This window comes from Streptomyces sp. NPDC056480 (genome assembly GCF_042795405.1).
Lineage (GTDB): Bacteria > Actinomycetota > Actinomycetes > Streptomycetales > Streptomycetaceae > Streptomyces.
Genome location: NZ_JBHTSA010000027.1, coordinates 59,380 through 84,381, shown reverse-complemented (window position 1 = coordinate 84,381; position 25,002 = coordinate 59,380). Strand labels below are relative to the sequence as shown.

Here is a 25,002-nt window from a genome sequence, read left to right as displayed (position 1 = left end):
GCCCTCTTCCGTGTCCGTGGCCGTGGTCCCGGCCGGAGGTCCGTACGTCCGGGCCTCCGGCCGTACGGAGCCTCAGCCCAGCAGTCCGCCGATCGGGTTCCTCGCCCCGCCCGATGTCGAGCTGCTCTCCGACGGCGTGCCCGTCGAGCCGGTCGAGCCGCCTCCGGAGCCGCCGCCCGACGTGCTGCCGCCCGTGCTGCTCGGGGTGTCGCTGGTGGACGGCGGGGGCTCCGGGGCGGACCGCGTGGGCGTACGGCTGCTGCTGCCGCCACCGGTGCCGGTGCCCGTGCCCTGCGTGGCCGTCGGCCGCTGCTCCTGCGTCCGGGTGGCCTCGCGGGTGCTCTCGGTGGGCCGGGTCGCCTCCCGCGTCTCCTCGCGCTCGGCCGGGGCCTCGCTGGTCGCGGCGGGCGCGGGCACGGTGGACGCGGCCTTGGAGGGGGCGCGGCGCGTCGGCTCGGTGGGGAGCGGCCGGCCCGGGAGGTGGTTGATCGGGTCGTCGTTGGGGCCCGGGACGGTGACCATCTCGGTGGAGCGGACGGCGCCGCCGAGGACGGAGCCGATGAGGAGGGTGAGGCCGACGACGACCGCGGCGACGAGGGTGCTGCGGCGGATGACGCGGCGGCGCAGGTCCCACAGGTCGGCGCGCGGTCCGAGGGTGCGCCAGGCCTCGCCGGCGAGGCGGGCGTCGATCGAGTAGACGGGGGCGCCGGCGATGATCAGCGGGGACCAGGCGGCCAGGAAGATGATGTCGGCGGAGTCGTAGACCGGGACGGTCTTCCAGCTGACCGTGAGGAGCAGCGCTGCGGAGAGCAGGGCTCCGACGACGGCGGCGACGCGCTGCCAGAGGCCGAGGACGGTGAGGACGCCGACGACGACCTGGAGGAAGGCGACGGTGAGTCCGGCGCCGACCGGGTGCTGGAGGGCGAAGTCGCGGAGGGGTTCGGCGAGGGGCCAGGGGTGCAGGGAGTTGAGCCACTTGACCATGGAGCCGCGCTCGCCGCCGTCGAAGTAGACGGGGTCGCAGAGCTTGCCCATGCCCGCGTAGATGGAGATGAAGCCGAGGAAGACGCGGAGCGGGAGGAGGACGACGCCGAGGTTCATCCGGCGGCCGGGGTAGTAGGCGTGCCGGACGGCGTCCTGCCCGTGGCGCGGTGCGGGCCGGGCCTCCGCCGTCTCGTCCTCGTACGCCGCCGAGCCGGGGCCTTCGGTCTCGGGCCGGAGCTCGTACAGATCGTCGTACGCGCCCTCGGCGCGGCGCATCGGGGGCAGCAGGGGGCCGGAGTCGGCGGTCACCACGGGGGTGGGCATGGTGTCGTCGATGCGCGGGATGGCCTGGGTGGAGCCCGCGTCCAGGCCCGCGTGGCCGAGGCCGCCGTCACGGCCGCCGTGGCCGACCGACGGCTCGAGCGTGGAGACGGAGGACTCCCGCACGGCCTGGAGGAGGCCGGTCGCGCCCGGCGAGGACTTTCCGGTCCATACGACGGGGCGACGGCGCGGTCCGCCCGCTCCTGCCCCGGCCCCGGAGAGGGCTGCGGTGCGGGCCCCGGCGCCGATCTTCGGCTGCGGGGCAGGCGCGAGCCGCACACGGAAGCTGGCGTGGTTCACGATCACCTGGGCGGGATCGGAATCCACCTTGACCATGCTCAACGCGGGCTGATCGTCGAACCCCGGCCGGGGCGTTCTGGTGTCCACACTCATCTAACCGAGTGATCTGGGTTTAGGACACTGCCTTGACGGCTCGCAAATGTCCGAGACCCGTCAAGATCACGCCACGGCCGGGGCCGGAAGTACTACCGGCCCGGTGTCAGCGGGCCATCCGGCGGCGGGCCGCCTCGTAGAGCACGACACCGGCCGCGACACCGGCGTTCAGCGACTCGGCGCCGCCCGGCATCGGGATGCGGACGAGGAAGTCGCAGGTCTCGCCGACGAGGCGGGACAGGCCCTTGCCCTCGGAGCCGACGACGATGACGACCGGACCGCCCAGCTCCTCCAGCTCGTGCACCTCGCGGTCGCCGTCGGCGGCGAGGCCGACGACCGTGACGCCGGCCTTCTGGTACTGCTCGAGGCAGCGCGTCAGGTTGGTGGCGCGGGCGACCGGGGTACGGGCGGCGGTGCCGGCCGAGGTCTTCCACGCACCGGCGGTCATGCCGGCGGCGCGCCGCTCGGGGACGACGACGCCGTGGCCGCCGAAGGCGGAGACGGAACGGACGACGGCGCCGAGGTTGCGCGGGTCGGTGACGCCGTCGAGGGCGACGATCAGCGGGTCGTCGTGGTCGTCGAACGCGGCCGTGACGAGGTCCTCGGGGTGCGCGTACTCGTACGGCGGGACCTGGAGGACGAGGCCCTGGTGGTTCAGGCCGTTCGTCATCCGGTCGAGCTCGGGGCGCGGCGCCTCCATGATGTTGATGTTGCCGCGGCCGGTGGCGAGGTTCAGGGCCTCGCGCACGCGCTCGTCGTTGTCGATGAACTGCTGCACGTACAGCGTCGAGGCGGGCACGCCGTCGCGCAGGGCCTCGAAGACCGGGTTGCGGCCGACGACCATCTCGGACTGGCCCTTGCCGCCGCGGCGGACGACGGGCTTGCGCTTGGCCGCGTTCCGGGCCATCGCGTTGTTGACGCGGAATGCCTTGTGGCCCTTGCGGGCTTCGGCCTTGGGCGTCGGGCCCTTGCCTTCGAGGCCCTTGCGCCGCTGGCCACCGCTGCCGATCGTCGCACCCTTCTTGTTGGACGTGCGACGGTTCCTGCGCTGGCTGTTCCCGGCCATGACTACCTAATCCTCGGTGTTGCGTACGGAGGCGTACTCGGCCCTCGTACAAGGTCTGTAACTGAAGTGTGCCGCCCGGAGGCCCGAGCGGCACGTCTTCTAACGGTTGCCCAGCGTCCAGCGGGGGCCGTCGGGGCTGTCCTCGATGGCGAGGCCGGACTGGTTGAGCTGGTCGCGGATCGCGTCCGCGGTCGCCCAGTCCTTGCGCTCGCGGGCCGATTCGCGCTGCTGGAGCACGAGCCGTACGAGGGTGTCGACGGCGCCGTGGAGCTCGTCGCCGCCACCGGTCTCCTCGGCCCAGTGCGGGTCGAGCGGGTCCAGGCCGAGGACGCCGAGCATGGCCCGGACCTCGGCGAGGCGGGCGATGGCCTCGTCCTTGTCGTCGGCGGCGAGGGCGCTGTTGCCCTGCCGGACGGTGGTGTGGATGATCGCGAGCGCGTGCGGCACGCCCAGGTCGTCGTCCATGGCCTCGGCGAAGGCCGGCGGCACCTCGGCGGCGGGGGCGACGTCCTTGCCGGCCTTCTCGGTGGCGCGCTGGACGAAGCCCTCGATCCGGGCGAACGCCGACTCGGCCTCGCGCAGGGACTCCTCGCTGTACTCGATCATCGAGCGGTAGTGCGGGGTGCCCAGGTAGTAGCGGAGGACGATGGGGCGCCAGTTCTTCACCATCTCGGACACCAGCACGCTGTTGCCGAGCGACTTCGACATCTTCTCGCCGCTCATGGTGACCCAGGCGTTGTGCACCCAGTACTGGGCGAAGGAGTCGCCGAAGGCCTTGGCCTGGGCGATCTCGTTCTCGTGGTGGGGAAAGATCAGGTCGAGGCCGCCGCCGTGGATGTCGAAGGCGGAGCCCAGGTACTTGTGGGCCATCGCCGAGCACTCCAGGTGCCAGCCGGGACGGCCGCGGCCCCACGGGGTCTCCCAGTCGGGCTCGCCCGGCTTGGTCGCCTTCCACATCGCGAAGTCGCGCGGGTCGCGCTTGCCGGAGACGCCCTCGTCGGGCTGGCGGAGGTCGTCGATGTCCTGGTTGGACAGCTCCAGGTAGCCCGGGAAGGAGCGGACGTCGAAGTAGACGCTGCCGTCGGCCTCGTACGCGTGACCGCGCTCGATGAGGCCGCGCATCATCTCGATCATCTCGGGAACGTGCCCGGTGGCGCGGGGCTCGTAGCTGGGCGGCAGGCAACCGAGCGCGTCGTAACCGGAGTTGAACGCGCGCTCGTTCTCGTAGCCGATGGACCACCAGGGGCGGCCCTGCTCGGCGCCCTTCCTGATGATCTTGTCGTCGATGTCGGTGACGTTGCGGATGAACGTGACGTCGTAGCCGCGGTAGGCGAACCAGCGGCGCATGATGTCGAAGTTCAGCCCCGACCGGATGTGGCCGATGTGCGGGGCCGCCTGGACGGTGGCACCACAGAGGTAGATCGAGACCTGGCCCGGCGTGAGCGGGGTGAAGTCACGGATCTGCCGGGCGCTGGTGTCGTACAGGCGAATAGTCACCACTCCAGGGTAGTGGGCGTGTGGTAGTGCCCCGATACCTGTTCGCCGTCTCCGATGACGTTTTTCACCGGTACCGGTGGATGCCGGTACCGGTGAACGTGATGACGGACTCTCCGGAACGCCGTTACGCGCGTGCCACCGGGTACACGAGGGCCGTCGCGAGCGCCGCGAGGCCCTCCGCGCGGCCCGTCAGACCGAGGCCGTCCGTCGTGGTGCCGGAGACGGAGACCGGTGCGCCGGCCGCCTCGCTCAGCGCCTTCTGCGCCTCGTCGCGCCGCTTGCCGACCTTGGGGCGGACGCCGATGACCTGGACGGCGATGTTGCCGATCTCGTACCCCTCGGCGCGGACGATCCGGGCGGCCTCCGCGAGCAGGGTGACGCCGGAGGCGCCGGAGTACTCGGGGCGGGAGGTGCCGAAGTGGGCGCCGAGGTCGCCGACGCCGGCGGCGGAGAAGAGCGCGTCACAGGCGGCGTGGGCGGCCACGTCACCGTCGGAGTGCCCGGCGAGGCCGTATCCGTCGTTCTCCTCGGCGTCCCAGAGGAGGCCCGCGCACCAGAGTTCGCGGCCCTGCTCGAAGGCGTGGACGTCGGTACCGATGCCGGTACGGGGGAGGTTCATCGGCTCAGAAGCCATCGTTGGCCCTCCTGCGGGCGAGTACGGCCTCGGCGAGGACGAGGTCGAGGGGGCGGGTCACCTTGAAGGCCTCCTCGTGGCCGGGCACGACGACGACGGGCGCGCCGAGCCGCTCGACCATACCGGCGTCGTCGGTGGCGCCCTCACCGGTGAGGGCGATGGTGGCGTGGGCGTTGACCAGGGTGTCGTGGTCGAAGCCCTGGGGGGTCTGGACGGCGCGGAGCCGGGCCCGGACGGGGGTGGCGACGACCTGCTCGGGGTCGCCCGGCTTCTCGGCCGGCTCGACCTCCTTGACGGTGTCGGCGACGGGCAGGGCGGGGACGACGGCGACGGCCCCGTCCCGTACGGCCTCGATGACCGCGTCCACGGTGTCGACGGGGACGAGCGGGCGGGCCGCGTCGTGGACGAGGACGACGCCGATGCCCTCGGGGAGCGCGTCGAGGCCGAGGCGTACGGACTCCTGGCGGGTGTCACCGCCGGGTACGACCAGGTAATCGGTGCGCTCGGGGAGGGCGTGGGCGTCGAGGAGGTTCTTGACCTCGGGGGCGCCGTCGGGGGGTGCGACCACGACGACGAGCGAGACCGCGCGGGAGGCGGCCATCGCGCGGACGGCGTGGATGAGCATGGGGGTGCCGTTCAGCGCGCGCAGCGCCTTGGGGGCGCCCGGGCCGAGGCGTACGCCCCGTCCGGCCGCCGGGATCACCACGGCGGTACGAGGAGGACGCGCTTCGTCTGACATCGGTTGCACTCCGGCAGGTTTGTTTCCGCGGCCGACATGGGTATGGCCTCACCGTGCCGGACGCTCCGCCTTGACCGGGCCCTTTCCGTGACGACGGTCGAGGCGTTGACGTCCACGCACAGGGGTTCGGACGTAACAGGGGGAACGAGAGCATACGTACATGAACGCGCGTACGCGAAAGTGCGTACAGGAACATGCGTGCTGGCGCGGTCGTGCGGTGTCGCAGGGGTGAGTGGTGCGATGTCGCGGTGGCGAGACGTCGCAGTGGTGCGACGCGGCACACGTGAACACCACACTCGTGAAACACCGCAGTCGTGAACACCGCAGTCGTGAAATGCCGCGGTGCCCGGCGGCAGCACTGTGTGGATCACAGCACGCCGACGGGCACCACGGCATTGCTTCACTTGGTAGCGCGCTCGGATGTCTTCAGAGCACGCTCAGGACGCGAGGACCTCGTCGAGGAGAGCCTCGGCCTTGTCCTCGTTCGTGTTCTCCGCGAGGGCCAGCTCGCTGACCAGGATCTGCCGAGCCTTGGCGAGCATGCGCTTCTCACCGGCGGAGAGACCGCGCTCGCGCTCACGCCGCCACAGGTCGCGGACTACTTCGGCGACCTTGATGACATCGCCGGAGGCGAGCTTCTCGAGATTTGCCTTGTAGCGACGGGACCAGTTCGTCGGCTCTTCGGCGTACGGCGCGCGCAGCACCTCGAAGACCCGGTCCAGCCCGTCCTGACCGACTACGTCGCGAACACCGACGAACTCCGCATTGTCCGCCGGCACACGAACCGTCAGGTCGCCCTGCGCGACCTTGAGCACCAAGTAGGTCTTGTCCACGCCTTTGATCTGGCGAGTTTCGATGGCCTCGATCAGCGCGGCCCCGTGATGGGGATAGACCACGGTGTCGCCAACCTTGAACGTCATGTGACAGGTACCCCTTCCGTGGCTATCCAGGGTAACACGGATACGGCTTCTTCTGAATGGCGTTTTCGCAGGTCAGGGCATATCTCGGGGCTTGACAACAGCAAGCCGATCGTGCTGCGGAGGGCTTCCGGAAGGCGGTATTCGCAGGTCGGAGCGGCTGCGCGGACGGAGAGAAACGCGCACGTTACACCTACCCGAGGCCCCTCCGGGGAGGGATGATGCCCCGTTTTGTCGGGTTCGGTGTGGCCTTCCCAACGTACTCCGTTCGAGGATCGTCCACCCGTACGGATGCATCACGGGGTGATTCCGTAATTGATCAGCGGACGCCGGTCGGGGTTTTTCCGGAGGTACGGCTCCGGGGAATGCGGGGCGGCCCTCGAATTGATCAAGGCGGTTATGTGAACAACAGGTCAATGGGTCGTGATCCAGCCACAGCGGCCGGTGCACGGCGAGAACGGCGGACGGATGCGGGGCCGCCCCGGAGCAGCCCCGGGGGCCGAAGCGGAGCCGAACCGGAGCCGGCCCGGAGCCGCCTCGGGGCCGCTCCCGGAGCGCGCCCGGAGACCCCGCGGCCGGTAAGGGGCGGGTCGGGTGCGGGACGGAGAGTGCGGCTCGGTAACCTGAGCGCGCTGACACACCCTTAGTTGGTCTTAGCTGGTCTTAGTTGGCCTTTGGGCCCGAAGCAGTCCGAAGCCTGTCCTTAGCCCGTCCGTACGTCCTAGGAGATGCCGCCGCCGTGAGCCGCAGCCTTCGACGCGGCGCCCTCGCCGCCACCGCCATCGTTTTCTCCATCGCCGCGCTGTCCGCCTGTGGTGCGGGCAACGACGCGCAGACGCTCGGCGTCAAGCCGGACAACGCCGCCGTCACCGTGGACGACGTCAAGATCCAGAACGCTCTGGTGATCACACAGCCGCTGGACGTGGCCAAGGGCCCGGCCGTCGTCTCGGCCACCGTCTTCAACAACGGTCGGCTGCCCCAGACGATCCAGTCCATCACCCTGCCGGGCAGCAACGCCACCGTGGCGCTGAAGCCGGCCACGGGCGCCGGCCCGGTCGTCGTCCCGGCCAACGGCTCCGTCGTGATCGGCGGCGAGGGCAACGCCTCCGCCGTCATCGAGAACGGCAGCGAGGCCACCCGCGACGGCGACGCCCAGAAGGTCGTCTTCAAGCTCAGCCGCACCGGCGACGTGGGCCTGGACGCCTTCGTGGTCCCGGCGACGAGCTACTTCAAGGACTTCGGCCCGACGATCATCCCGGCGCCCCCGGGCACCGAGCCGACCGCCACGGCGACGCCCTCGGGCGCGGCCGAGGGCGAGCACGGCGGCGAGGCCACCGGCGAGCCGTCGGGCGAGGCGAGCCACGCGGCCGGCCACTGACCGTACGCACATGTGAAGGGCGCCCTCCCCGGCGGGGAGGGCGCCCTTCATGTGTATCCGTCCACCGACATCCGACGCCGGACTGCGCCCGTCCGCGCGGGGCGGAGGACCGGCCGCGCGGGGCCGGGGTCCGGCCTCGTGCGGCCGTCGGCCTACCGCGCGCCGTCGTGGTCCGGCCGCGCGCGGACGTGGGCCGACCGCGCGCGGACGTGGGCCGACCGCGCGGGGCCCGGGGTCCGACCTCGCGGGGCCAGAGTCCGGTCTCGTGCGGCCGAGGCCGTGGGCCGGTCTACGGCTCGAACTTGTAGCCCAGGCCCCGGACCGTGACCAGGTAGCGCGGGGCACCGGGGTCCGGCTCGATCTTGGCGCGGAGGCGCTTGACGTGGACGTCGAGGGTCTTGGTGTCGCCGACGTAGTCCGCGCCCCAGACCCGGTCGATGAGCTGCATGCGGGTCAGCACACGGCCCGCGTTGCGCAGCAGCATCTCCAGGAGGTCGAACTCCTTCAGGGGCAGGTCGACCTTGCCGCCCGCGACCGTCACCACGTGGCGGTCGACGTCCATACGGACCGGGCCGGCCTCCAGGGCCGCGGGGGTGACCTCCTCCGGCTCACCGCGGCGGCGCAGGACCGCGCGGATGCGGGCGACCAGCTCCCGCGAGGAGAAGGGCTTCGTCACGTAGTCGTCGGCTCCTATCTCCAGCCCGACGACCTTGTCGATCTCGCTGTCCTTGGCCGTCACCATGATGACGGGGACGTTCGAGCGGCCGCGCAGCTGACGGCACACCTCGGTACCGGGGAGCCCCGGAAGCATCAGGTCGAGGAGGACGAGGTCGGCCCCGTTGCGCTCGAACTCGTCGAGGCCGTCGGGCCCGGTCGCCGCTACTGCGACTTCGAAGCCCTCCTTGCGAAGCATGTAGGACAGGGCGTCGCTGAAGGATTCCTCATCCTCGACGACAAGCACTCGGGTCACGGAAGGACCTCCGGGGCAGGAAGCGGTTCGGTCATGAGATCAGGGGTGGGGGACGAGGCGGGTCGGCGGTCCCGTACGGCGCCCGCCTCGGGCAGCCGCAAGGTGAAGGTGGAGCCCTGGCCCTCGGTGCTCCAGACGGTGACCTCTCCGCCGTGGGAGGCGGCCACGTGCTTGACGATGGCCAGGCCGAGTCCCGTACCGCCGGTGGCACGGGAGCGGGCCGGGTCGACGCGGTAGAAGCGCTCGAAGATGCGTTCGCGGTCGCGCTCGGAGATGCCGATGCCCTGGTCGGTGACGGCTATCTCGATCAGGTCCCCGCCCGGCGCCGCGATGTGGCGGGCGGCGATGCCCACCCTCGTACGGGCCGGTGAGTAGTTGACGGCGTTCTCCACGAGGTTGCCCAGGGCGGCGGCGAGCTGACCGCGGCTGCCCCAGACGTACAGGTCGGCCGCGCCCCCCGACACCATGGTGATCTGCTTGGTGGAGGCGGGCTGCCGGGAGCGGTCGATCGCCTCGGCGACGAGTTCGTCCACGGACACGGGCTCGGAGTCTTCCAGCGGGTCGTCGTTCTGCACGCGGGAGAGGTCGATGAGCTCCTGTACGAGGTTGGTGAGGCGGGTCGCCTCTATCTGCATGCGGCCGGCGAAGCGGGTGACCGCCTCGGGGTCGTCCGAGGCGTCCATGACCGCCTCGGAGAGCAGGGAGAGCGCGCCCGTCGGGGTCTTGAGCTCATGGCTCACGTTGGCGACGAAGTCGCGCCGTACCGCTTCGATGCGACGGGCCTCGGTGAGGTCCTCGACCAGCAGCAGTACGAGGCGCGAGCCCAGCGGGGCGACCCGGGCGGAGACGGCGAGGGCCTCGCCGCGTCCGCTGCCGCGCCGGGCCAGGTCCAGTTCGACCTGTCGTATCTCTCCGTCTCGGCGGGTGTCACGGGCCATGTTGAGCATGGGCTCGACAGCCAGTTTCCCGCCGCGGACCAGGCCGAGTGCGTACGCCGCCGAGCTGGCCTTCACCACGGAGTCGCTCTCGTCGAGGACGACCGCGGAGGAGCGCAGCACGGACAGCACGGTGTCGACGCCGGGCGGGAGCACGGCGTCGGTGTGCAGGGAAGTACGGGTGGGTCTCGCCTGGTCGCGCTCGCTCCAGCGGAACGCCAGCATGGCGATCACGCCGGTGCACACGCCGGCGATCGCGGCCAATGCGGCGACCGCCGCGTTCACGTCCATGCCTCCCAGGTTATGCGGGTGCGAGGACTCTCTCCCAGCCGTCCGAGTGGCTCCTCGAACACTCGTCGCTCAGAGTTCACCCCGAGGACCTGGTTGGTTCACATGTACCGGGAGGGACAGCGGCTTACGTCGCCCAGAGTTCACCTTGGGGAAAGTATTGATTCATGTGTGCGGGTGGAGCCGGACGCGTGAGGGGCCGAAGGTGGGAACGTGGGGATCCGAGGCCCCATCCGGACCCCGGAGCTTTGCCAAGCTTTGTGTAGAGAGGGACATCCATGCGGGACGCGTACCACGAGGAACTGGACTCGATCGGCGAGAGCCTGGTCGAGATGGCCCGGCTCGTCGGGTCGGCGGTCGGGCGCGCCACCACGGCGATGCTCGACGCGGATCTCAAGCTCGCGGAGAGCGTGATCGCCGCCGACCAGAAGGTCGACGATCTCCAGCACGAGCTGGAGGCCCGGGCGATAGCGCTGCTCGCGCGGCAGCAGCCGGTGGCGACGGATCTGCGCATCGTGGTGACCTCGCTGCGTATGAGCGCCGACCTGGAGCGCTCGGGCGACCTGGCGCAGCACGTGGCGAAGCTCGCCCGGCTGCGGTTCCCCGAGTCCGCGGTGCCGCGGGACCTGCACGCGACCATCCTGGAGATGGGGCAGCTGGCGCAGCGCCTGATGGCGAAGGCGGCGGAGGTCATCATCACGAAGGACGTCGACCTGGCGCTCCAGCTGGAGCAGGACGACGACGAGATGGACCTGCTGCACCGGACGCTGTTCCAGCACCTGATCGACGAGCGCTGGAAGCACGGCATCGAGACGGCGGTCGACGTGACGCTGCTCGGCCGCTACTACGAGCGGTTCGCCGACCACGCGGTGTCGGTGGCGAAGCGTGTGGTGTACCTGGTGACGGGTGAGCACGCGGACGAGCTCCAGGCGGCGGACGCGCCGGTCGAGGGCGCGTAGCGCGCGGGCGCCGATGCGCCGTTGATGCGCCGGTCCGGGTGGGCATGCAATGGGGGGAGGCGATGTGCGCCTCGAAAGGGAGGGACCCCCATGGCCGAATCCCCCGACACGACCGTGACCGACTCCGGGGCGGAGGCACCGCGTGAGGCGGTGCACCTGCCCCTCCTGGGCGCCTGCGGGTGCGGCTCGGGCTGCGGCTGCGGCTGCCAGTCGGGCGGCCCGTGCCAGTGCGGCGGCTGCTCGGGCTGACCCGGTGCGACGGAGGGGGTGGGGTGCGGCGTCCGCACCCCACCCCCTTCTCACTGCTCGCTCTCCCCGCTCCCCGTCTCCGCCACCCCCACGATCTGGTCGCCGCTGGTCTCCCCCGTGGGACGGAAGCCGAGCCGCTCGTAGAAGGCGCCGGGCCCGTCCTCGCCGGGTTCCCAGGTGACGTACAGCTGCGAGGCGCCGCGCCGGCGCAGCTCGTCGCGGACGGCCTCGACGGCGAACCGGCCGTATCCCTTGCCCTGCCCCTCGGCGGCGATGTTGAGCCGCCAGAGACCGCTGCGGCGGTCGTCGGGGTCCTTCTCGGCGTTCCACTGGAGGTCGACGAAGGCCATCAGGAAGCCGACGAGCTGGTCCCCGTCGAAGATCAGCCGCGGCCATGCGGCCTCCCCGAAGGCATAGGCCTCGGCGAGGGAGGTCGAGACGGGAGCGACGTTCCGCTCCTGATGGGGGTGGACACGCAGAGCGAGGGCGGCGTCGACGGTGGCGGGGGTGATCTTCTCCAGGCGGAGAGAGGGGCGGGTGCTCATGGGGCGGACGGTAGCGAGCTCGCGCGAATTCGGCGCGCCAATTTACGTGCGCAGGCCGGCTCGGAGTCTCCCCTCGGCGGTGCCGGGCCTCGGCGGTGCCGGGCCTCAGCGCTTCAGCGTCGCCACGGCCGTGTCGAAGGCGGAGTCGCGGTTCTGCTCGAACTCCTTCTCGGTGAAGACCGGTGTCGGCAGGTGCGGCGGGATGCCGGTGACGTCGAAGGTCCTCCCCGTGCGGGTCAGGAACTCCTCGTTCGGCAGGGTGAACTCCATGCCGTTCGGGAGCGCGCGGTCCAGCATGTCCGAGAAGACGCCCTGCGTCGGTCCGCCGATGCGGACGGTCCGGCCGGGCCGGTCGATGAGGGCCTGGACGAAGGTCTCCCCCGCGCTGAACGTCGTGTCGGCCGTGAGCACGGCGACGGGTCCGGTGTAGCGGGGGGTGTCGCGGGCCGGCTCCACCCGGACGGACTGCGGCGGGGTGTACCGGGTGCGCTTGCGGTAGGCGAGGTACGGGGTGTCGGTCAGGCGTCCGGCGAGGTGCACGCCCAGGGCGTCGTCGCCGCCGCCGTTGAGCCGGAGGTCGATGATCAGCCCTCGGAGCGACCGCGTGCGCTCGCGGGTGAGGACGGCGTCCAGTGCCCGGTCCAGTTCGGCGAGCCCGCCGGCGTAGGTGCGGTCCTCGGGGTCGTAGCCCGCGAATCCGGAGATCCGCAGGTAGCCCTGCCCGTCGGGCAGGTCGGCGTAGGAGATGCGACCGTTCCCGAACTCCTGTGGAGTCCTCCCGCCGAGGTCCCGCCGGATGATGTGCTCCTTGGCCCTGGCGTCCAGGCCCTGGAGATCGCTCGTGGTGCCGGGCCGGACGTGGGGGTCGGAACGGTGCTTCCCGTAGGAGACGGAGACGTGCGCGTCGTTCAGCGGAGCCACCATGTCGTCGAAGAGGGAGAGGAGTTCCTCCCTGGTGGTGTCCGCGTGGACCTGGGGGCGGTAGGCGTCCCGGACGGCGTGCCAGTCGATGCCCCGGTCCGCGAAGAAGGGGTAGTTCTCCTCGAAGGTCTGCCAGAAGACGTCGAAGGCCGTCGGTGCCGGCACCTCGTCGGCGGGCAGCACGTGGTCGCAGGTGTCCGGCAGCGCTGCGAGGCGCCGGAGCCGGCGGTCGCCGGTGGCGCCGGCCACGTGCAGCGTTCCCTGCGGGCGGACCGTGAGCAGGGTCTTGTCCTCGGTGCGGTAGGTGCCCGGGGCGGTCCGGACGGCCGCCTCTCCGGGGACGCAGCTGATCGCCGTGGTCTGGTACTCCTGCAGCCGCCCGTCCGCGATCGACAGGACCGTGCCGTAGCCGTCCACGCGCCAGACGCCGTCGACCGAACTCCCTGCGCCGGTCGGGTGTCCCGCCGCGGCGGCGGGCAGGGCAGTCCCGGCGGCCAGGGCCGATGCCATGACGATCGTCATGGCGATGGCTCCTCCGAGCCTCTTGTGTCGCATCCGGCTTCCCCGTTCTCGTCCATGGCGTGCCGGGCCGGTGCGGCCCCGCACAGAAAACGATCATGGCCGGGAGGTGCGCCCGGGGAACATCCGGCGAACCGGTGGCCCGAGCGGGGGGTAACCCCCGGACGCCCGCCTCAGCGGGCCGTCGGACCGGCGGATTCGGAGTCGGAGTCAGAGTCGGAGACCTCGAAGTCGAAGTCGAGCATGCCCAGATGGACGGAGAGGGTCCCGCCGGAGGAGCCCGGGGCGTTCGTCAGCGACGTCCGCGCCTTCTTCGGCGGACTCGCCGGCTGAACCCGGCGTGGCCCCCTGAGGGCCCAGGCCGCAGGGCCCAGGTCGCAGGGCCCAGGCCGCAGGGCCCAGCCATGAACGAGGCCCCCACCCACGGAGAAACCGCAGGTGGGGGCCTTGATCGCGACCAGGGTTACTTCTTGCCCTGGGTCTGGAGGGCCCGCCTTCCGCCCCTGGTCAGAGAGGCGCGTACCGCGACTGACCTGCGGTCGAGCGGTCGTTGTTGGTCGACGCTGGTGGTCAATGGTCGACGCCGGAGGGCCCAGAGAGGGCCCAGCGCAGGGCGGGCCGTACCGCTAGCGATAGCCGGACGGCCCGCTAACGTTAGCGCCCCCGATAGCAGGCCAACTCGTCCGTGAGTAGCGCGTTAGGGGTTAGCGCCTGGGTGCACCGGCACCGCGTACTGGGCGTACGGCCGGGGGTGGTGCCCGGCCGTACGCCGGCCGCCGGGCGGACGTCCCTCGGGCGCCCACCGTCCCGTGTCGGTGTGCCCGTCGGGCGACTACTGCTTAGTGGGGTACGCCCCCTTCCCCAGCAGCGCGCGGGCAACGGTCAGCACATCGACGTTCTGGCGCTACTGCCTACTGCCCAGAGCCCTGCTCAGGAGGCTGGGTGGGCAGTAGAGGGCCGTTCTACTGCCCACTCGGCGGGTTGGGCAGTAGGCAGTGGCTCTCCCTACGGGCCAGCAGGTCCGGAGCAGCAACGCCAGCGAGCTGCCGCGTGTTCTGGGAAGAGTCCACCAACCGACCGTGCGGCGTGGTCACTTCCGTGAGCGCCGGAGCGGGGCATCGAGGGCTCTGGCCTCCTGCCACTGCGAGGAGCGTCGGGAGGGAGGGCCTTTCAGAGGGGAGAGGACGGCGATGCGCACCCTCGGTCGGCCCGCTCCTGAAAAGCCTCTTTCTCTCGTCCTAGAGGGTTGAGAGAAAACAGCGTCCGCAGCGTCCGACGCACCTTCCGTGCGGTCCCTGACCTGCGGTTTCCGTGCGGACGCTGAACAAAATGTGTAGCGCCCGCAAGCGTCCGCAGCGTCCGTAAGAACGGCTCCCCTCTAAGAGGATCATCCCAGGTCAAAGCGCTCTTAGCACGGGCGACCACCGGACGCTGACTCCCGAATCACGGGGCCACTGCGGCGGTCGGCCACCCAGACCGCCGCCGCCTCACACAGACAAGAGGAGCACCCCGTCGGCGGCGCGTGCTCCTCTTGTCTGCGCAGAGGGCCGCAGACCCTCCCCAATCCGGCGCAAGGCGGACGGCGAGGTGCGAGGAGCTGGCCATGACCGGGCTAGTGTCGAGGTCGTGGAGCTCCCAGACCTCGCTGCGGCGGCCTGTACTGTGAACACGCATCTTCTGCCATAGCCGGGGTGCCCCTGGTGTCCGACTGTCCGATTGAAGGCCTGACCGGGAAAGTCAGCCCGGACAGCCCGACCGGTGGCATCCGGGCTGTCCGGTTGGAGCCGTGGCCAAGCGTGTTTCTCTGCCAGAGGCGCCCACGCCCAGACAGGGCGAAGAGCCAAGGCGGCTAGTAAGTCTTCCCTCTCGGGCTTCAGCTCCACCGACCTCCTACGAGGAGTGCATCAACCGCAGTTCATGATCGCGTTGCGAACTCCATACGGGGCGCGACGCCCTGAAGCGAGCGCACCCGGGGAGTTAATCCACTGAAAGATCATTTTCCCTGCAAGTTGTTGAGTATCGACTGCTCAGGGCGCCACTGCCGGCAGTGCTCACCGTAGGTGTCATGGCGCCCGACACGGGTAGCTACATTCACGTGAGGATACACACCATGATCGATGTATCTATGCTCCAGCAGATGCCCGCCGAGTCGGAAAATAACACTGCCCTGGACTGTGACCTAACCCACGGAGATGACTGCGACTTCCAGTACACCACCCCCTCGGGGCATCCGCGCACTTGCGGGCTCTGCTGGCCGGTATCCTGTGCCGCCACGGTCTAGTAAGCCCTGCACTAAAAATCTCCCGATCTGTATTCCCTCTACGGAATGACAGATTCTCCCCTTGGGGGTATTCTGGACGGCTCAGTGGAGTCGGCAGTGCGCCCGAGGGGCCAGTGCGTGGTCTATTTGATCGGCGACCTCTATGCATTCTCTCATAGAAGGGTAGTCACGTGGGCTCGGGAATGAGTACGGCTGACAGGACCGGCGAGCCTGCGAGTCGCGCTTCCAGAGCATCCGCCATTTCCGCTGAGGTTGCAGAGAGGCTTGCATACCCCCCTCGCGTTATCAACCATATGATGCGGCGCGATTTGGCCCACGTTGTTCTGCCGGGGTGCGTGCTACTTGCTGCGCAGCATTCCGTGGATGGAGCATCAGATTCCTGTTCTGCCGTTCGCGCCAATTTGCAGGCTGCTTTCGAGAGGCTTCCCGCCCGCCCTGACAACCTTTTCCAAGGCACCACGGGGACAATCGGCGCTGTTCTGGCGATGCGTCGCTTTGACTTCTCAGATTCACTCGTGCAGCCCATCATAGAATCTGGCTGCAACTGGCTCCGCCATCAGGCGCGGAAAGCAGTGAATAGTTACCCTTTTCCAAAGCTCCAGCGGTCGCAAGCTGCGCCGCCTGAATCCTACGAGGCAATTAGCGGATTCTCCGGTATCGGGCGGCTGCTACTACTGGCTGCAGAGCAAGGACAGTCGAGCGCCGATGCAGAGCTTCGCTCCATCCTAGAATTGCTTACTGAACTGTTCACTCCAGCAAGTGGGGAATCAGGGATATCAAGCTCACTGTGGGGAGAATCCCAGTTGCCCGTCGGCACTGCTCCTCGCGTCCTCGCTACAGGAGTAGCGCACGGGTTGGCTGGACCATTGGCATTCCTCTCGCTTTCTTTGATAGCGGGTAGATACGTCGACGATCAGCCGGAGGCGGTCCGATCGTTGGGCACATACCTGGCAGCTCTACGGTCCGTCACCGCACACTCCTGGCCCACGGCAGCCGCCGTCAGAGATGCCGTGGATCTTCCCGGCTATATCCCGAATCACGGCTGGTGCTCGGGTTCGGCCGGCATCGCCAACGCTATTCACTTGGCAGGTCTGGCACTGGGAGATTCCAGCCTGATCCGAGAAGGTATCGAGGGGCTTTCTCTCCTCGACGACATACCGGTCGAGGAATGGGGTGTCATGGGATCCGCACTGTGCTGTGGCTACTCGGGGGTTCTCCAGGCCGCAACAAATGCAGTCTGCCGTGCAGACGACCCGAGGCTGAACTCATTGGTGGAGAAGGCGGCCCAAGCAGTCCTCAACTCCTGGGATGAAGATTCCCCATTCGGCTTTCCCCGATATGTGGACGGCAAGCGCATGGACACGGCCGACCTACTGTACGGGGCGTCCGGCATCGCGCTTGCCCTCCACGACTATGCACACGGAGCTTCGTCATGGTCCTCCCTCCTTCTCCTCCGCTAGAAGCGGGGCGGGGCGACGTTTCCGGATACGTCCCAGCGGCCGATCGGACAGCAACGCGACGTGGAATCTTCCGGTTCTCGCCGAGCGCCAGGCACGCGACATGCGTCGCATATCGGAAAGGGCAAGCGATCGTCGAGCGCTGGAGCGTTGGCGAAGCGGTACAACGTTGGCCGCTCGTTCAACACGGGGCGAGATTCGCCGATGCCGGTGTCGACGACCAGGGATCCATTTTCGTACTCATCCCCGCCACAAAGGATAGCTACGGGATCTTGCGCTTCTCGCCACATCAGCGGGCCGGACCGGCAGAATCTGAAACTCTCCGTAACCCCCACTGCGAACTGGCGATGGGAACAGGGTCGGTGGCCGTGAGCCATACAAGCGATAGCACAACGGTGTGGCACCTGGCCCCAAGCGTCCGCGCAGTCGCAACCACACACGGGAGACTCACAGGAGGCTGGCCGCTAGAACCCTCTGCGAGGCACCTCGCCTTTAATCGCCTTATAGAGACTGGCGAGTGCGAACCCGTTCGCGTCGACACACTCACGGGGTCCGTAGACTCTCTCGCTTCCTGCCTCACAGGGACTCGGATCCTGTTCACGAGGCCAGAATCCGGAAGTCTGCTCTTTGCCGTAGGCAGCCTTTCGACACCGAGTCTCGCCACCGGGCGGCTCAGCCGCACCCTCATGCTGCGCGAACCCCTGCGCCGCCTGCGCAGTCTCGATTCTCTCGAAGGGATTGTGAAGCCGCTGGCCTTCGATGCTGGCGGCACCAGCCTCTTCCTCTCGACCGAACAAGGGGTGCGTTCAGTCCTGATCCGACATCACCTCGAGCACGACACCTCAGAGAAGGTAGACATCCCGTTAGGCATAATCACAGGATACGGTTCGTACCAACAGGGCCAGCTCCACCTCCCCTTCAGCGCGCCGGATCAGCCAGCGACGTTGGCCGCCTTCACAACTCGGCCAAGGAATCACAGCCGCACCACGACACGCGACACCCCGGCTAACGCCGTAGCCCGGACCGAGTTGTTCCCCACTCCTGCGGGCCCGGTCGAAGCCCTGGTCTACGGCTATCCCTGGAACACGGCAGAAAGGGTGATCGTCGCTCTCCACGGCGGACCTGAGTCCCACTGGCGAGCCGACTGCAATCCCACTCTCGCTCTCCTGTCCACCGCAGGAACGGTCATCGCAATCAATCAACGGGGCAGCACCGGGTACGGGCAAAGCCATCAGGAGGCCATCCATCACGCGTGGGGTGGACCCGACCTCGCCGACATCCACGCAATCGCCGACCACATCAGCCGCCACCGGGACCACCCGAACACTGAGATAATGATCTTCGGAACAAGCTACGGCGCCTACCTCGCCCTCCTGGCGGCTGCCACGCAGCCGAACCAGTGGTCCCACTGCGCCGCGATCGCACCCTTCCTCAGCGGTGAACTCCTCTACAACGACGCTTCCGCAGACGTTCGCCGACTTATCGACCGGCTCGGCGGACGCACTGAGATCCGCGACAGCCACGGCCCCCGAGACCTCCTGCGACTCGCCGACAAGCTCCGCACCAGGACACTTCTGATCCACGGCGCAGCAGATCCAATCATTCCCGTGTCCCACAGCCGACGACTCCACCAGCGACTTGCCTCACTGGGCCGCTGCGCCCAACTCGAGTACATCGAAGCGCTCGGCGGGCACAATCCCCCCTACGACAGAGGAGGCCGCCCAATCGGCGACCATCTCGTCGAGTTCTTCTCCCGCTCGCACACCAGCTCGCCCTCAAGCTGACCGAGACGAAGCAACAGAAGAACACAGGGGATCCTTCTCTGCTTGCACCGGGCCAAGGACAGGACCGGGCCGATCGGGGTTCCGTGAAAGGGATCAACCAGGGGTCGGCTGCCGTGGCGACAAACCGTGGTCCCCTGGTCGATCCCCGTTTCCATGCTGTCCAGCGAGCTCACCGGCATCGCAGACCCATAAGCTGACCGGGACACCCAGCCCGATTTTCCTGTCTCCGAGGTGATCAGCACAGCTTCCGACGTTCCGGTCCAGTGAACGGTGCAACTGGTCAGATTCGGTTGCTAGGCCCGCGACAAGTGGGGGTGCCGACGGGTGCGGTCACGACGTCCTCCTCCTGATTCAGGGTTGCCTGAGGGCTACGGTACGTGTCCTCCGTGGCAACTTAGCCGTTCCGTTCGGGTCGACTCTCGGGCTGGTTGAAGCTGACGGCAATGGCGGCGGCCCTGCGTAATCGAGGGCTCCAGAGCCCAATTCCGGCCTACGCACTCCCTCTCCGAGGAGCACCGCGAGCGATCGAAACCGCATACGCTCCGCAGAGGGCGAAGCCCCTCAGGAGCGTCGCGAGCCACGGAGGCACCCAATGGCCGCGAGAGAACGCGCCTGTCGCCCACTTGTCGCTTGTCACTTGTCTTGTCGCTTGTCGCCACGCAGGTCAGAGGACCTCTCGCCGCGTTGGGTGGGCACACGGACGTCCATGCCGACAAGCGACAAGACAAGCGGCAGAGCGTCGAACGTCTGGCCGTAGACGGCGCTCATCGCAGCGCGAGCGAAGCGAGCTGCCAAGGGTCGAGCGGCCCACGGGCCGCCCCTTCTAGCCCCTCCCACAGGCAGAAGGCCGGCCGAACGCGCCGCTAGGTCTAGCAACGGGGGGCGCTAGGTCTAGCACCCCCGCTAGCAGCCAATCGGTGCCTTGACCTGCGCTCTAGCGTCTAGCAAGGAAGACGCCGGGACCCCGGTCTCAGCGCGAAACCGGGGTCCGAGGAGGGAGGGGTGCTTGCTAGTTGGGCAGAAAGCCGGGCTTCTCCTGGCCGAGCGCTCGCAGGTTCGCGAGGTACTCCTGAGCCGACGGCTCGTCGCTGTACCGGCGCTTGACCTCGGCGGCCAGCTCGCGGCTCGTCATGATGAGCGATGGGACCGACTGCCTGTCTCCCTGCAGCGCCTGTTCCCCCATGATGAGCGCCTGTTCCAGGTCACCACCGCGGGCCGCCGTCACGCCGAGCGTCACGCGTGCCTCCGCGTTGCGCATCGGCGAGCGCTCCGTTCCATCGAAGTCCGTACCCGCACGCAGCACTTCCTCGGCAAGGTTCCGGGCAAGCCGGTCCTCGCCCACCAGGCGGTAGCAGTCCATCGAGTAGAAGTCGAACTTCGCCGGATCGACCACGAAGTGGTTGTCCAGGTTCTCCGGATGCGGCATCCCTTCGAGCAGCCGCCGGCCTTTGTCCAGCGCGACCTCGACCTGACGCCGGTCCCCGAGCCGCGCCCAAGCCTTCGCCTCCTGGCCGGCGAGCTGTACCGCCACGCCGTGGTGGGAGGCGACCTCCGCCCCGGCCTGAGCCGCGGCAATGACTCCCCGGTAATCGCCGGTTGTGAGAGCGAACCAGGCCCGCATCTCGTGAGCCCATCCGGCCACTTCCGCGTGATCCGCCTCTGTCGCGATCGAGAGCGCTGCGCGTCGCGTCGACTCGGCCGCGTGACGGTCACCAGAGTCGTACTCCACGCAGCCAACGAGGAGAGCCAGCCACCCCGAAAGGGCGAGCGCTTCCCGGTGCTGGGCGAGCGTGAGGCTCTTGGAGTGCAGCTCAACAACCCGGCGCAACCACTGACGGCCCTCGATGAGGAGCTGTTCGCTCGGCATGAACGGGTACTCGGAGCACAGGCGGTCCGTCGTGATCCGCAGTGCGTCGAGCGTCGCGTTGTCGACGTCGGACCGATTGAGTCGGCTCACGATCTCCAGCGTCTCCATGCCGCTCGCGGCCAGGATCTCCCTATTGCCGTCACGGCGGGAGGGCGCCGGGAAGAGCGCGTTCGTCACCGTGCCGAAGACGGCCGCGATGACCGGACGGTAGAAGTCGTTGGGGAGAGCGCCGGACTCCCAGCGCTTCCACTGCCGGATCATGCTGTCGTCGGACGGGAGCTCCGAGGGTGCGTGAGCCCGAAGGGCCCGAACGGCATCCCGTTGCGACCAGTCGCGCGCCGCTCGCTCCGCAGCCATCCGCCGTGCCCATGCGGGCCTGTCGTCGCCCATGTGCCCTCTCTTCCGAGTGCCTACCGCGAGTCTGGCCGATCGCCCGGGGGGACACGCAAGGGACAGCCAGGGGACACCGGTGCTGTCCCCTCACCTGCCGCGATGCCCCCCATGTGTCACTTACTGCACACGCTCCGTTTGCCGCATGGTGGATACAGATCAAGCACGGCCCGACTCGGAGCGCCCTTCCAGCGCTGCGACCCGTTCAGTCAACGCCTGGATCTGGGAGCGGATTTCCTTGAGCTCGTCGTTCTTATCGCCCGCCTCGCCACCGCTCACGAAGTTGCCCATGTTTCCCGCCGAGACAATCGCTCCCTCGGCGCGCAGGATCGCGAGTCCGTTCTGGATGGTCTGGCCGGCGAAGCCGAACCGGTCCATCAATTCGCGCTGCGTGGGCAGCCGCTCGCCGGGCTGCATCTTCTTGACGTCCTCACGGAGCGCATCAGCGACCTGGACGGCCTTCGACTTGGGGATCCCAGTCACAGTCATGCCCTGAGAGTACCCACTAGAGCGAACTAGTGCGCGCTATCGCACACCGCTTGACGACTAGCGTGCACTAGTGCACGCTAGTTAGCAGATGGCGCCGGGGAAACGCGGCGAAATCAGAGGAAAAGCCCTGGTCAAAGACCTAGGGCAAGCAGGGAGCGGCGCTCGCGGCCAAGCAAAGTCACCGCTCCCCGACCCACGAAGGGGTACAACCATGATGCCTGGATCCCTCGCTCTTCGTTCGGTCAGTCGCCCGGTCGGCAGTCACGTCGACACGTTCGGCGACGCGGACCCGAACGAGCCGATACGGATCAGCGTCCCCATCACGGCGCACGTGTCGTTCGCGGAGCTGCTGACGCTGCTCGTGACCACTCCGGGCGTGTGCCTGACGTACGCGGACCTGGTCAGGGACGACGTGGTGCGTGACTCGGTGCGGTTCGCGCTCATCTCCACGGACCTCCTGTCTCTGGACCAGCGGTCCGAGCACGTCATGGCCGTCTACCAGGGCAAGGTGCCCGGGAGCCGCGCCCTGTCGTTCGAGTACCTGCAGTCCCTCGGCTCCGCGATCACCCGCGCGTTCGGGCTGGAGGCGGCGCTGTGACGATCGCACCCGAAACCCCGCTGAACCTGACCACGTCGGCGCCTGAGCGGAACATGCGGCTCGCGGAGGGTGTGGGGGAGGCCGGACTGACCTACGCCGAACTCGCCGAACGGCTCCAGGTGGACCCGAAGACGGTGGAGCGCTGGGTGAACGAGCCCGGCCGGCGCCCGTACGCCCGTCACGCCCACGCGGTCGCCCGGATCCTGGGTACGACCGTGTGGGAGCTGTGGCCCGCCCGCCAGCCGCAGGAGACGGCCCCGCAGACGCCCACCGTGGTGCCCGTGCCGCCCGTGCTGCTGGCCGCCGCGCGGGACGCGCTGAGCCGGGTCGACAACCTCGACCTGGGCAGTGCCAGCCCGACCGCGATGGCCATGCACCTGGGCTCGCTCTCGTCCGCACTGCGGACCGTGCTCGACCTGGTCGACGTCTCCGGGGTGTCCACGTGAGCCTGCACGCCCGACCACAGCTCAACTCCGCCCGCCGTCGCAGCCGCAAGGCACAAATCGCGGCCCGCGACGGCTGGCGGTGCGCCTACTGCCGGCACCGCTTCCGCGACCTGCGGGAGGCGACGATGGACCACGTCGTGCCCATCTCGCTCTACCGCACGTGGTCGGTCAGCGCGCTGGTGCTCGCCTGCCTGCCGTGCAACCGGGCCAAGGCCGACCGACTGTTCCTGTCGCTCGCACTCCTGCTGGTCTGGTCGGCCGACCCGACGTTCACGGGTGTTCAGCCGACGAACGGCCCGACCGGTCGGGCGTTCACGGCCGACCGGTCGGCGTTCACGGGGCCCGATCGGTCGGCCGACTCCGACCCGATCCGACTCCGACCCGAGGAGGTCGACTGGTTGATGCTCGCGCGACTCGTTCACGCCCGTTCAACCACCGCACGGTCTACCCCTGACCAGACAAAACACCAGAAGTCGGAACAGCGTCAGGTACGGGTCGGTCGACTCGCCCATCGCCGTACGGCCCGGATGAACACCTGTGAACGGTCGACCGATCGAGGGGTGAGCGCGTGAACAGCAGCGTCCAGCACATGAACGGCCAGACCCGACCGATCGATCCCAACCAGCCGGCCGACCCAGCCCCGGTGAACACCAGGCGGTCGACCGTGAACAAGCGCCCGGCTGCCGACGACGGCGGCAAGAAGCCCTCGGCGGCCGTGCGGCTCGTCCAGCTCGCGCGGGAGCGGTACCGGTTCGTGATGTCGGCCGACGGCCGCCCGTACGCGGTCGCGATCGACGGCCCGAACGTCGTCCTGCCGTTCAAGGGACGCGCCGGGCTGCGGCAGCGACTTGCCCGGCTGTACGCGGAGACGTACGAGAGTGACGTGGCCTCCCAGTCCGCGCTCGCGGACGCCATGACGGTCCTGGAGGGCATCGCAGAGGACGACGACCCGGTGCCGGTGCACCTGCGGGTCGGTCAGGACGACCTCGGCACGATCGTGGTCGATCTGGGCACCGCCGACGGCCGCGCGGTGACTGTGTCGGCCGGCGGCTGGCACATCGTTGACCGCTCGCCCATCCTCTTCCGCCGCTCCGGCGCCATGGCACCCATGCCCGCACCGGCGCTTCTGGGAGACGGACTGAACATGCTCCACAGCCTGTTCAACATGAATGAGTCCGCCTTCCGGCAGCTCGTGGCCTGGCTGATCGCCGCGTGGATCCCGAACATCCCGCACCCGGTCATCACCTTCAAGGGCGAGCAGGGCACGGGGAAGTCGAAGACCGCGCAGATGGTCGTCAACCTGGTCGACCCCTCGCCCGCGGCGAAGCGCTCCGCTCCTCGCGACCTCAAGGCGTGGTCGATTCAGGCGTTCAACTCCTGGGCCCTGTGCCTGGACAACGTCTCCGCCATCCCTGGCTGGCTGTCGGACACTCTGTGCAAGGCCGTCACGGGCGACGGGTTCGTGGACCGGCAGCTCTACAGCGACGACGATGTCGTGGTGGTCTCCTTCCGCCGCGTGCTGTCCATGACCACGATCGACGCGGGAGCCTTCGCCGGGGACCTGGCCGAGCGGCTGCTGATGCTCGAACTCCAGCTCATCGATCCCTCGCGGCGCCGGAGCGAGGAGGAGCTGGACACCGCGTTCGAGACGGTGCGGCCAGCCGTCCTGGGCTCACTGTTTGATCTGCTGGCCACGGTTCTGGCGGTACTACCCCACGTGAAACTGGACTCGCTACCGCGCATGGCCGACTTCGCCCGAGTGCTCGCGGCCGTCGACCAGGTCATGGAGTGGAACACCCTGGACGACTACTTGGCCGCCTCCGCGACCGTCGCCGGAGACGCGCTGGAGGGCGACCCGTTCGGCTCCGCCGTCGTCGCCCTGGTCGAGCAGTGCGGCACCTGGACCGGCACCGCCGCCCAACTCCTGGAGCACGTCCAGGCCCCGGGCGGCATCCGGCCGCCCACCTGGCCCAAGGACGCGACCCGCGCCGGCGGGAAGATCCGGCGCCTCGCCCCGCTCCTGCGGACCGTCGGGATCACCGTGGACGACACGCAACGCAGCCCGGACCGGCACCGCCACAAGCTCCTCGTGCTGACCCGGACCGACCTCCCCGGGGAGACAGCGTCCGCACCCCCGACCGGCTCCCTGTGGCCCGACGTACAACCGATCGGACAGGGCCACAGGCCCTCTGACCAGTACTGACGATGTCGGACCGGGCCGCGCACCAGCGGCCCGGACACGGCCGGAGCTGCGGACGCTACAGCCGTCCAGTGCCCGCAGCGTCCGCACCAGAGTCCGCAACCCTCACCCATCCGACCTGCGAAGACTGATCGGTGCGGACGCTGGGACGCTGCGGACGCTGAAATGCAGCAAC

At 69.0% G+C, this 25,002-nt stretch carries 21 protein-coding genes; 9 read left to right on the top strand and 12 right to left on the bottom strand.

Going from position 1 to position 25,002, the window contains the following annotated elements; genetic code table 11:
• Positions 1–72: 72 nt before the first annotated feature.
• The 6 genes from ACFQ79_RS15165 to ACFQ79_RS15140 form a co-directional block, all read right to left on the bottom strand.
• Positions 73–1,698, bottom strand: coding sequence for a DoxX family membrane protein (locus ACFQ79_RS15165; protein ID WP_383583168.1), 1,626 nt, complete (start codon positions 1,696–1,698; stop codon positions 73–75).
• A gap of 106 nt (positions 1,699–1,804) precedes the next feature.
• Complete coding sequence (gene rlmB, locus ACFQ79_RS15160) at positions 1,805–2,764, bottom strand: 23S rRNA (guanosine(2251)-2'-O)-methyltransferase RlmB (RefSeq protein WP_319311170.1); 960 nt, start codon at positions 2,762–2,764, stop codon at positions 1,805–1,807.
• Between the two features lie 99 nt (positions 2,765–2,863).
• A complete protein-coding gene (gene cysS, locus ACFQ79_RS15155; RefSeq protein ID WP_383583165.1) occupies positions 2,864–4,261 on the bottom strand; it encodes a cysteine--tRNA ligase in 1,398 nt (465 codons plus the stop codon).
• Positions 4,262–4,385: 124 nt separating this feature from the next.
• Positions 4,386–4,895 carry a 2-C-methyl-D-erythritol 2,4-cyclodiphosphate synthase gene (gene ispF, locus ACFQ79_RS15150; protein WP_383583163.1) on the bottom strand — a complete coding sequence of 170 codons (510 nt, stop codon included), beginning with the start codon at positions 4,893–4,895 and terminating at the stop codon, positions 4,386–4,388.
• A complete protein-coding gene (gene ispD, locus ACFQ79_RS15145; RefSeq protein WP_383583160.1) occupies positions 4,885–5,634 on the bottom strand; it encodes a 2-C-methyl-D-erythritol 4-phosphate cytidylyltransferase in 750 nt (249 codons plus the stop codon). The genes ispF and ispD overlap by 11 nt, the downstream gene beginning before the upstream one ends.
• Before the next feature lie 437 nt (positions 5,635–6,071).
• Complete coding sequence (locus ACFQ79_RS15140; protein ID WP_003953493.1) at positions 6,072–6,554, bottom strand: CarD family transcriptional regulator; 483 nt, start codon at positions 6,552–6,554, stop codon at positions 6,072–6,074.
• Between the two features lie 736 nt (positions 6,555–7,290).
• On the opposite strand from ACFQ79_RS15140, the gene ACFQ79_RS15135 reads away from it, so the two are divergent.
• The gene (locus tag ACFQ79_RS15135; protein ID WP_383583157.1) at positions 7,291–7,929 is read left to right on the top strand and encodes a DUF461 domain-containing protein; all 639 of its coding nucleotides are present in this window, start codon (positions 7,291–7,293) and stop codon (positions 7,927–7,929) included.
• Between the two features lie 289 nt (positions 7,930–8,218).
• Here the strand turns inward: ACFQ79_RS15135 and ACFQ79_RS15130 are convergent, their stop codons facing one another.
• Complete coding sequence (locus ACFQ79_RS15130; protein ID WP_015035162.1) at positions 8,219–8,899, bottom strand: response regulator transcription factor; 681 nt, start codon at positions 8,897–8,899, stop codon at positions 8,219–8,221.
• Positions 8,896–10,125 carry an ATP-binding protein gene (locus ACFQ79_RS15125; RefSeq protein WP_328943424.1) on the bottom strand — a complete coding sequence of 410 codons (1,230 nt, stop codon included), beginning with the start codon at positions 10,123–10,125 and terminating at the stop codon, positions 8,896–8,898. Before ACFQ79_RS15125 ends, ACFQ79_RS15130 begins: the two co-directional genes overlap by 4 nt.
• Before the next feature lie 275 nt (positions 10,126–10,400).
• Here ACFQ79_RS15125 and phoU point away from each other — a divergent pair, with 275 nt between their 5' ends.
• Both phoU and ACFQ79_RS15115 read left to right on the top strand, forming a co-directional pair.
• Positions 10,401–11,081, top strand: coding sequence for a phosphate signaling complex protein PhoU (phoU, locus tag ACFQ79_RS15120; protein ID WP_383583154.1), 681 nt, complete (start codon positions 10,401–10,403; stop codon positions 11,079–11,081).
• Between the two features lie 90 nt (positions 11,082–11,171).
• The gene (locus tag ACFQ79_RS15115; RefSeq protein WP_229315291.1) at positions 11,172–11,330 is read left to right on the top strand and encodes a hypothetical protein; all 159 of its coding nucleotides are present in this window, start codon (positions 11,172–11,174) and stop codon (positions 11,328–11,330) included.
• Positions 11,331–11,380: 50 nt separating this feature from the next.
• Here ACFQ79_RS15115 and ACFQ79_RS15110 read toward each other — a convergent pair whose 3' ends face one another.
• Both ACFQ79_RS15110 and ACFQ79_RS15105 read right to left on the bottom strand, forming a co-directional pair.
• Positions 11,381–11,875 carry a GNAT family N-acetyltransferase gene (locus ACFQ79_RS15110; RefSeq protein ID WP_383583152.1) on the bottom strand — a complete coding sequence of 165 codons (495 nt, stop codon included), beginning with the start codon at positions 11,873–11,875 and terminating at the stop codon, positions 11,381–11,383.
• A gap of 105 nt (positions 11,876–11,980) precedes the next feature.
• Positions 11,981–13,318: a S41 family peptidase gene (locus ACFQ79_RS15105; protein ID WP_383583150.1), complete on the bottom strand. Its 1,338-nt coding sequence runs from the start codon at positions 13,316–13,318 to the stop codon at positions 11,981–11,983.
• A 2,460-nt stretch (positions 13,319–15,778) separates the two neighbouring features.
• On the opposite strand from ACFQ79_RS15105, the gene ACFQ79_RS15100 reads away from it, so the two are divergent.
• Positions 15,779–17,056 (top strand): lanthionine synthetase LanC family protein, encoded by a 1,278-nt coding sequence (locus tag ACFQ79_RS15100; protein ID WP_383583147.1) that lies wholly within the window; start codon positions 15,779–15,781, stop codon positions 17,054–17,056.
• 683 nt (positions 17,057–17,739) lie between these two features.
• Entirely contained in the window at positions 17,740–18,837 is a 1,098-nt protein-coding gene (locus ACFQ79_RS15095) for an alpha/beta hydrolase family protein (protein WP_383583145.1), read from the top strand.
• A 1,009-nt stretch (positions 18,838–19,846) separates the two neighbouring features.
• Here ACFQ79_RS15095 and ACFQ79_RS15090 read toward each other — a convergent pair.
• Together ACFQ79_RS15090 and ACFQ79_RS15085 are read right to left on the bottom strand one after the other, a co-directional pair.
• The gene (locus ACFQ79_RS15090) at positions 19,847–21,094 is read right to left on the bottom strand and encodes an XRE family transcriptional regulator (protein WP_383583143.1); all 1,248 of its coding nucleotides are present in this window, start codon (positions 21,092–21,094) and stop codon (positions 19,847–19,849) included.
• Positions 21,095–21,253: 159 nt separating this feature from the next.
• Positions 21,254–21,583, bottom strand: a complete 330-nt coding sequence (locus tag ACFQ79_RS15085) for a GntR family transcriptional regulator (protein ID WP_383583140.1) — start codon at positions 21,581–21,583, stop codon at positions 21,254–21,256.
• 211 nt (positions 21,584–21,794) lie between these two features.
• On the opposite strand from ACFQ79_RS15085, the gene ACFQ79_RS15080 reads away from it, so the two are divergent.
• The 4 genes from ACFQ79_RS15080 to ACFQ79_RS15065 are packed head-to-tail and all read left to right on the top strand — an operon-like array spanning position 21,795 to position 24,830.
• Entirely contained in the window at positions 21,795–22,181 is a 387-nt protein-coding gene (locus ACFQ79_RS15080; RefSeq protein WP_383583137.1) for a hypothetical protein, read from the top strand.
• Positions 22,178–22,627 carry a helix-turn-helix transcriptional regulator gene (locus ACFQ79_RS15075; protein WP_383583135.1) on the top strand — a complete coding sequence of 150 codons (450 nt, stop codon included), beginning with the start codon at positions 22,178–22,180 and terminating at the stop codon, positions 22,625–22,627. Before ACFQ79_RS15080 ends, ACFQ79_RS15075 begins: the two co-directional genes overlap by 4 nt.
• On the top strand, positions 22,624–23,199 hold the full coding sequence (locus ACFQ79_RS15070) for an HNH endonuclease (protein ID WP_383583133.1): 576 nt from the start codon (positions 22,624–22,626) through the stop codon (positions 23,197–23,199). Before ACFQ79_RS15075 ends, ACFQ79_RS15070 begins: the two co-directional genes overlap by 4 nt.
• Positions 23,196–24,830 (top strand): ATP-binding protein, encoded by a 1,635-nt coding sequence (locus ACFQ79_RS15065; RefSeq protein ID WP_383583131.1) that lies wholly within the window; start codon positions 23,196–23,198, stop codon positions 24,828–24,830. Before ACFQ79_RS15070 ends, ACFQ79_RS15065 begins: the two co-directional genes overlap by 4 nt.
• The last annotated feature ends 172 nt before the right edge of the window (positions 24,831–25,002 follow it).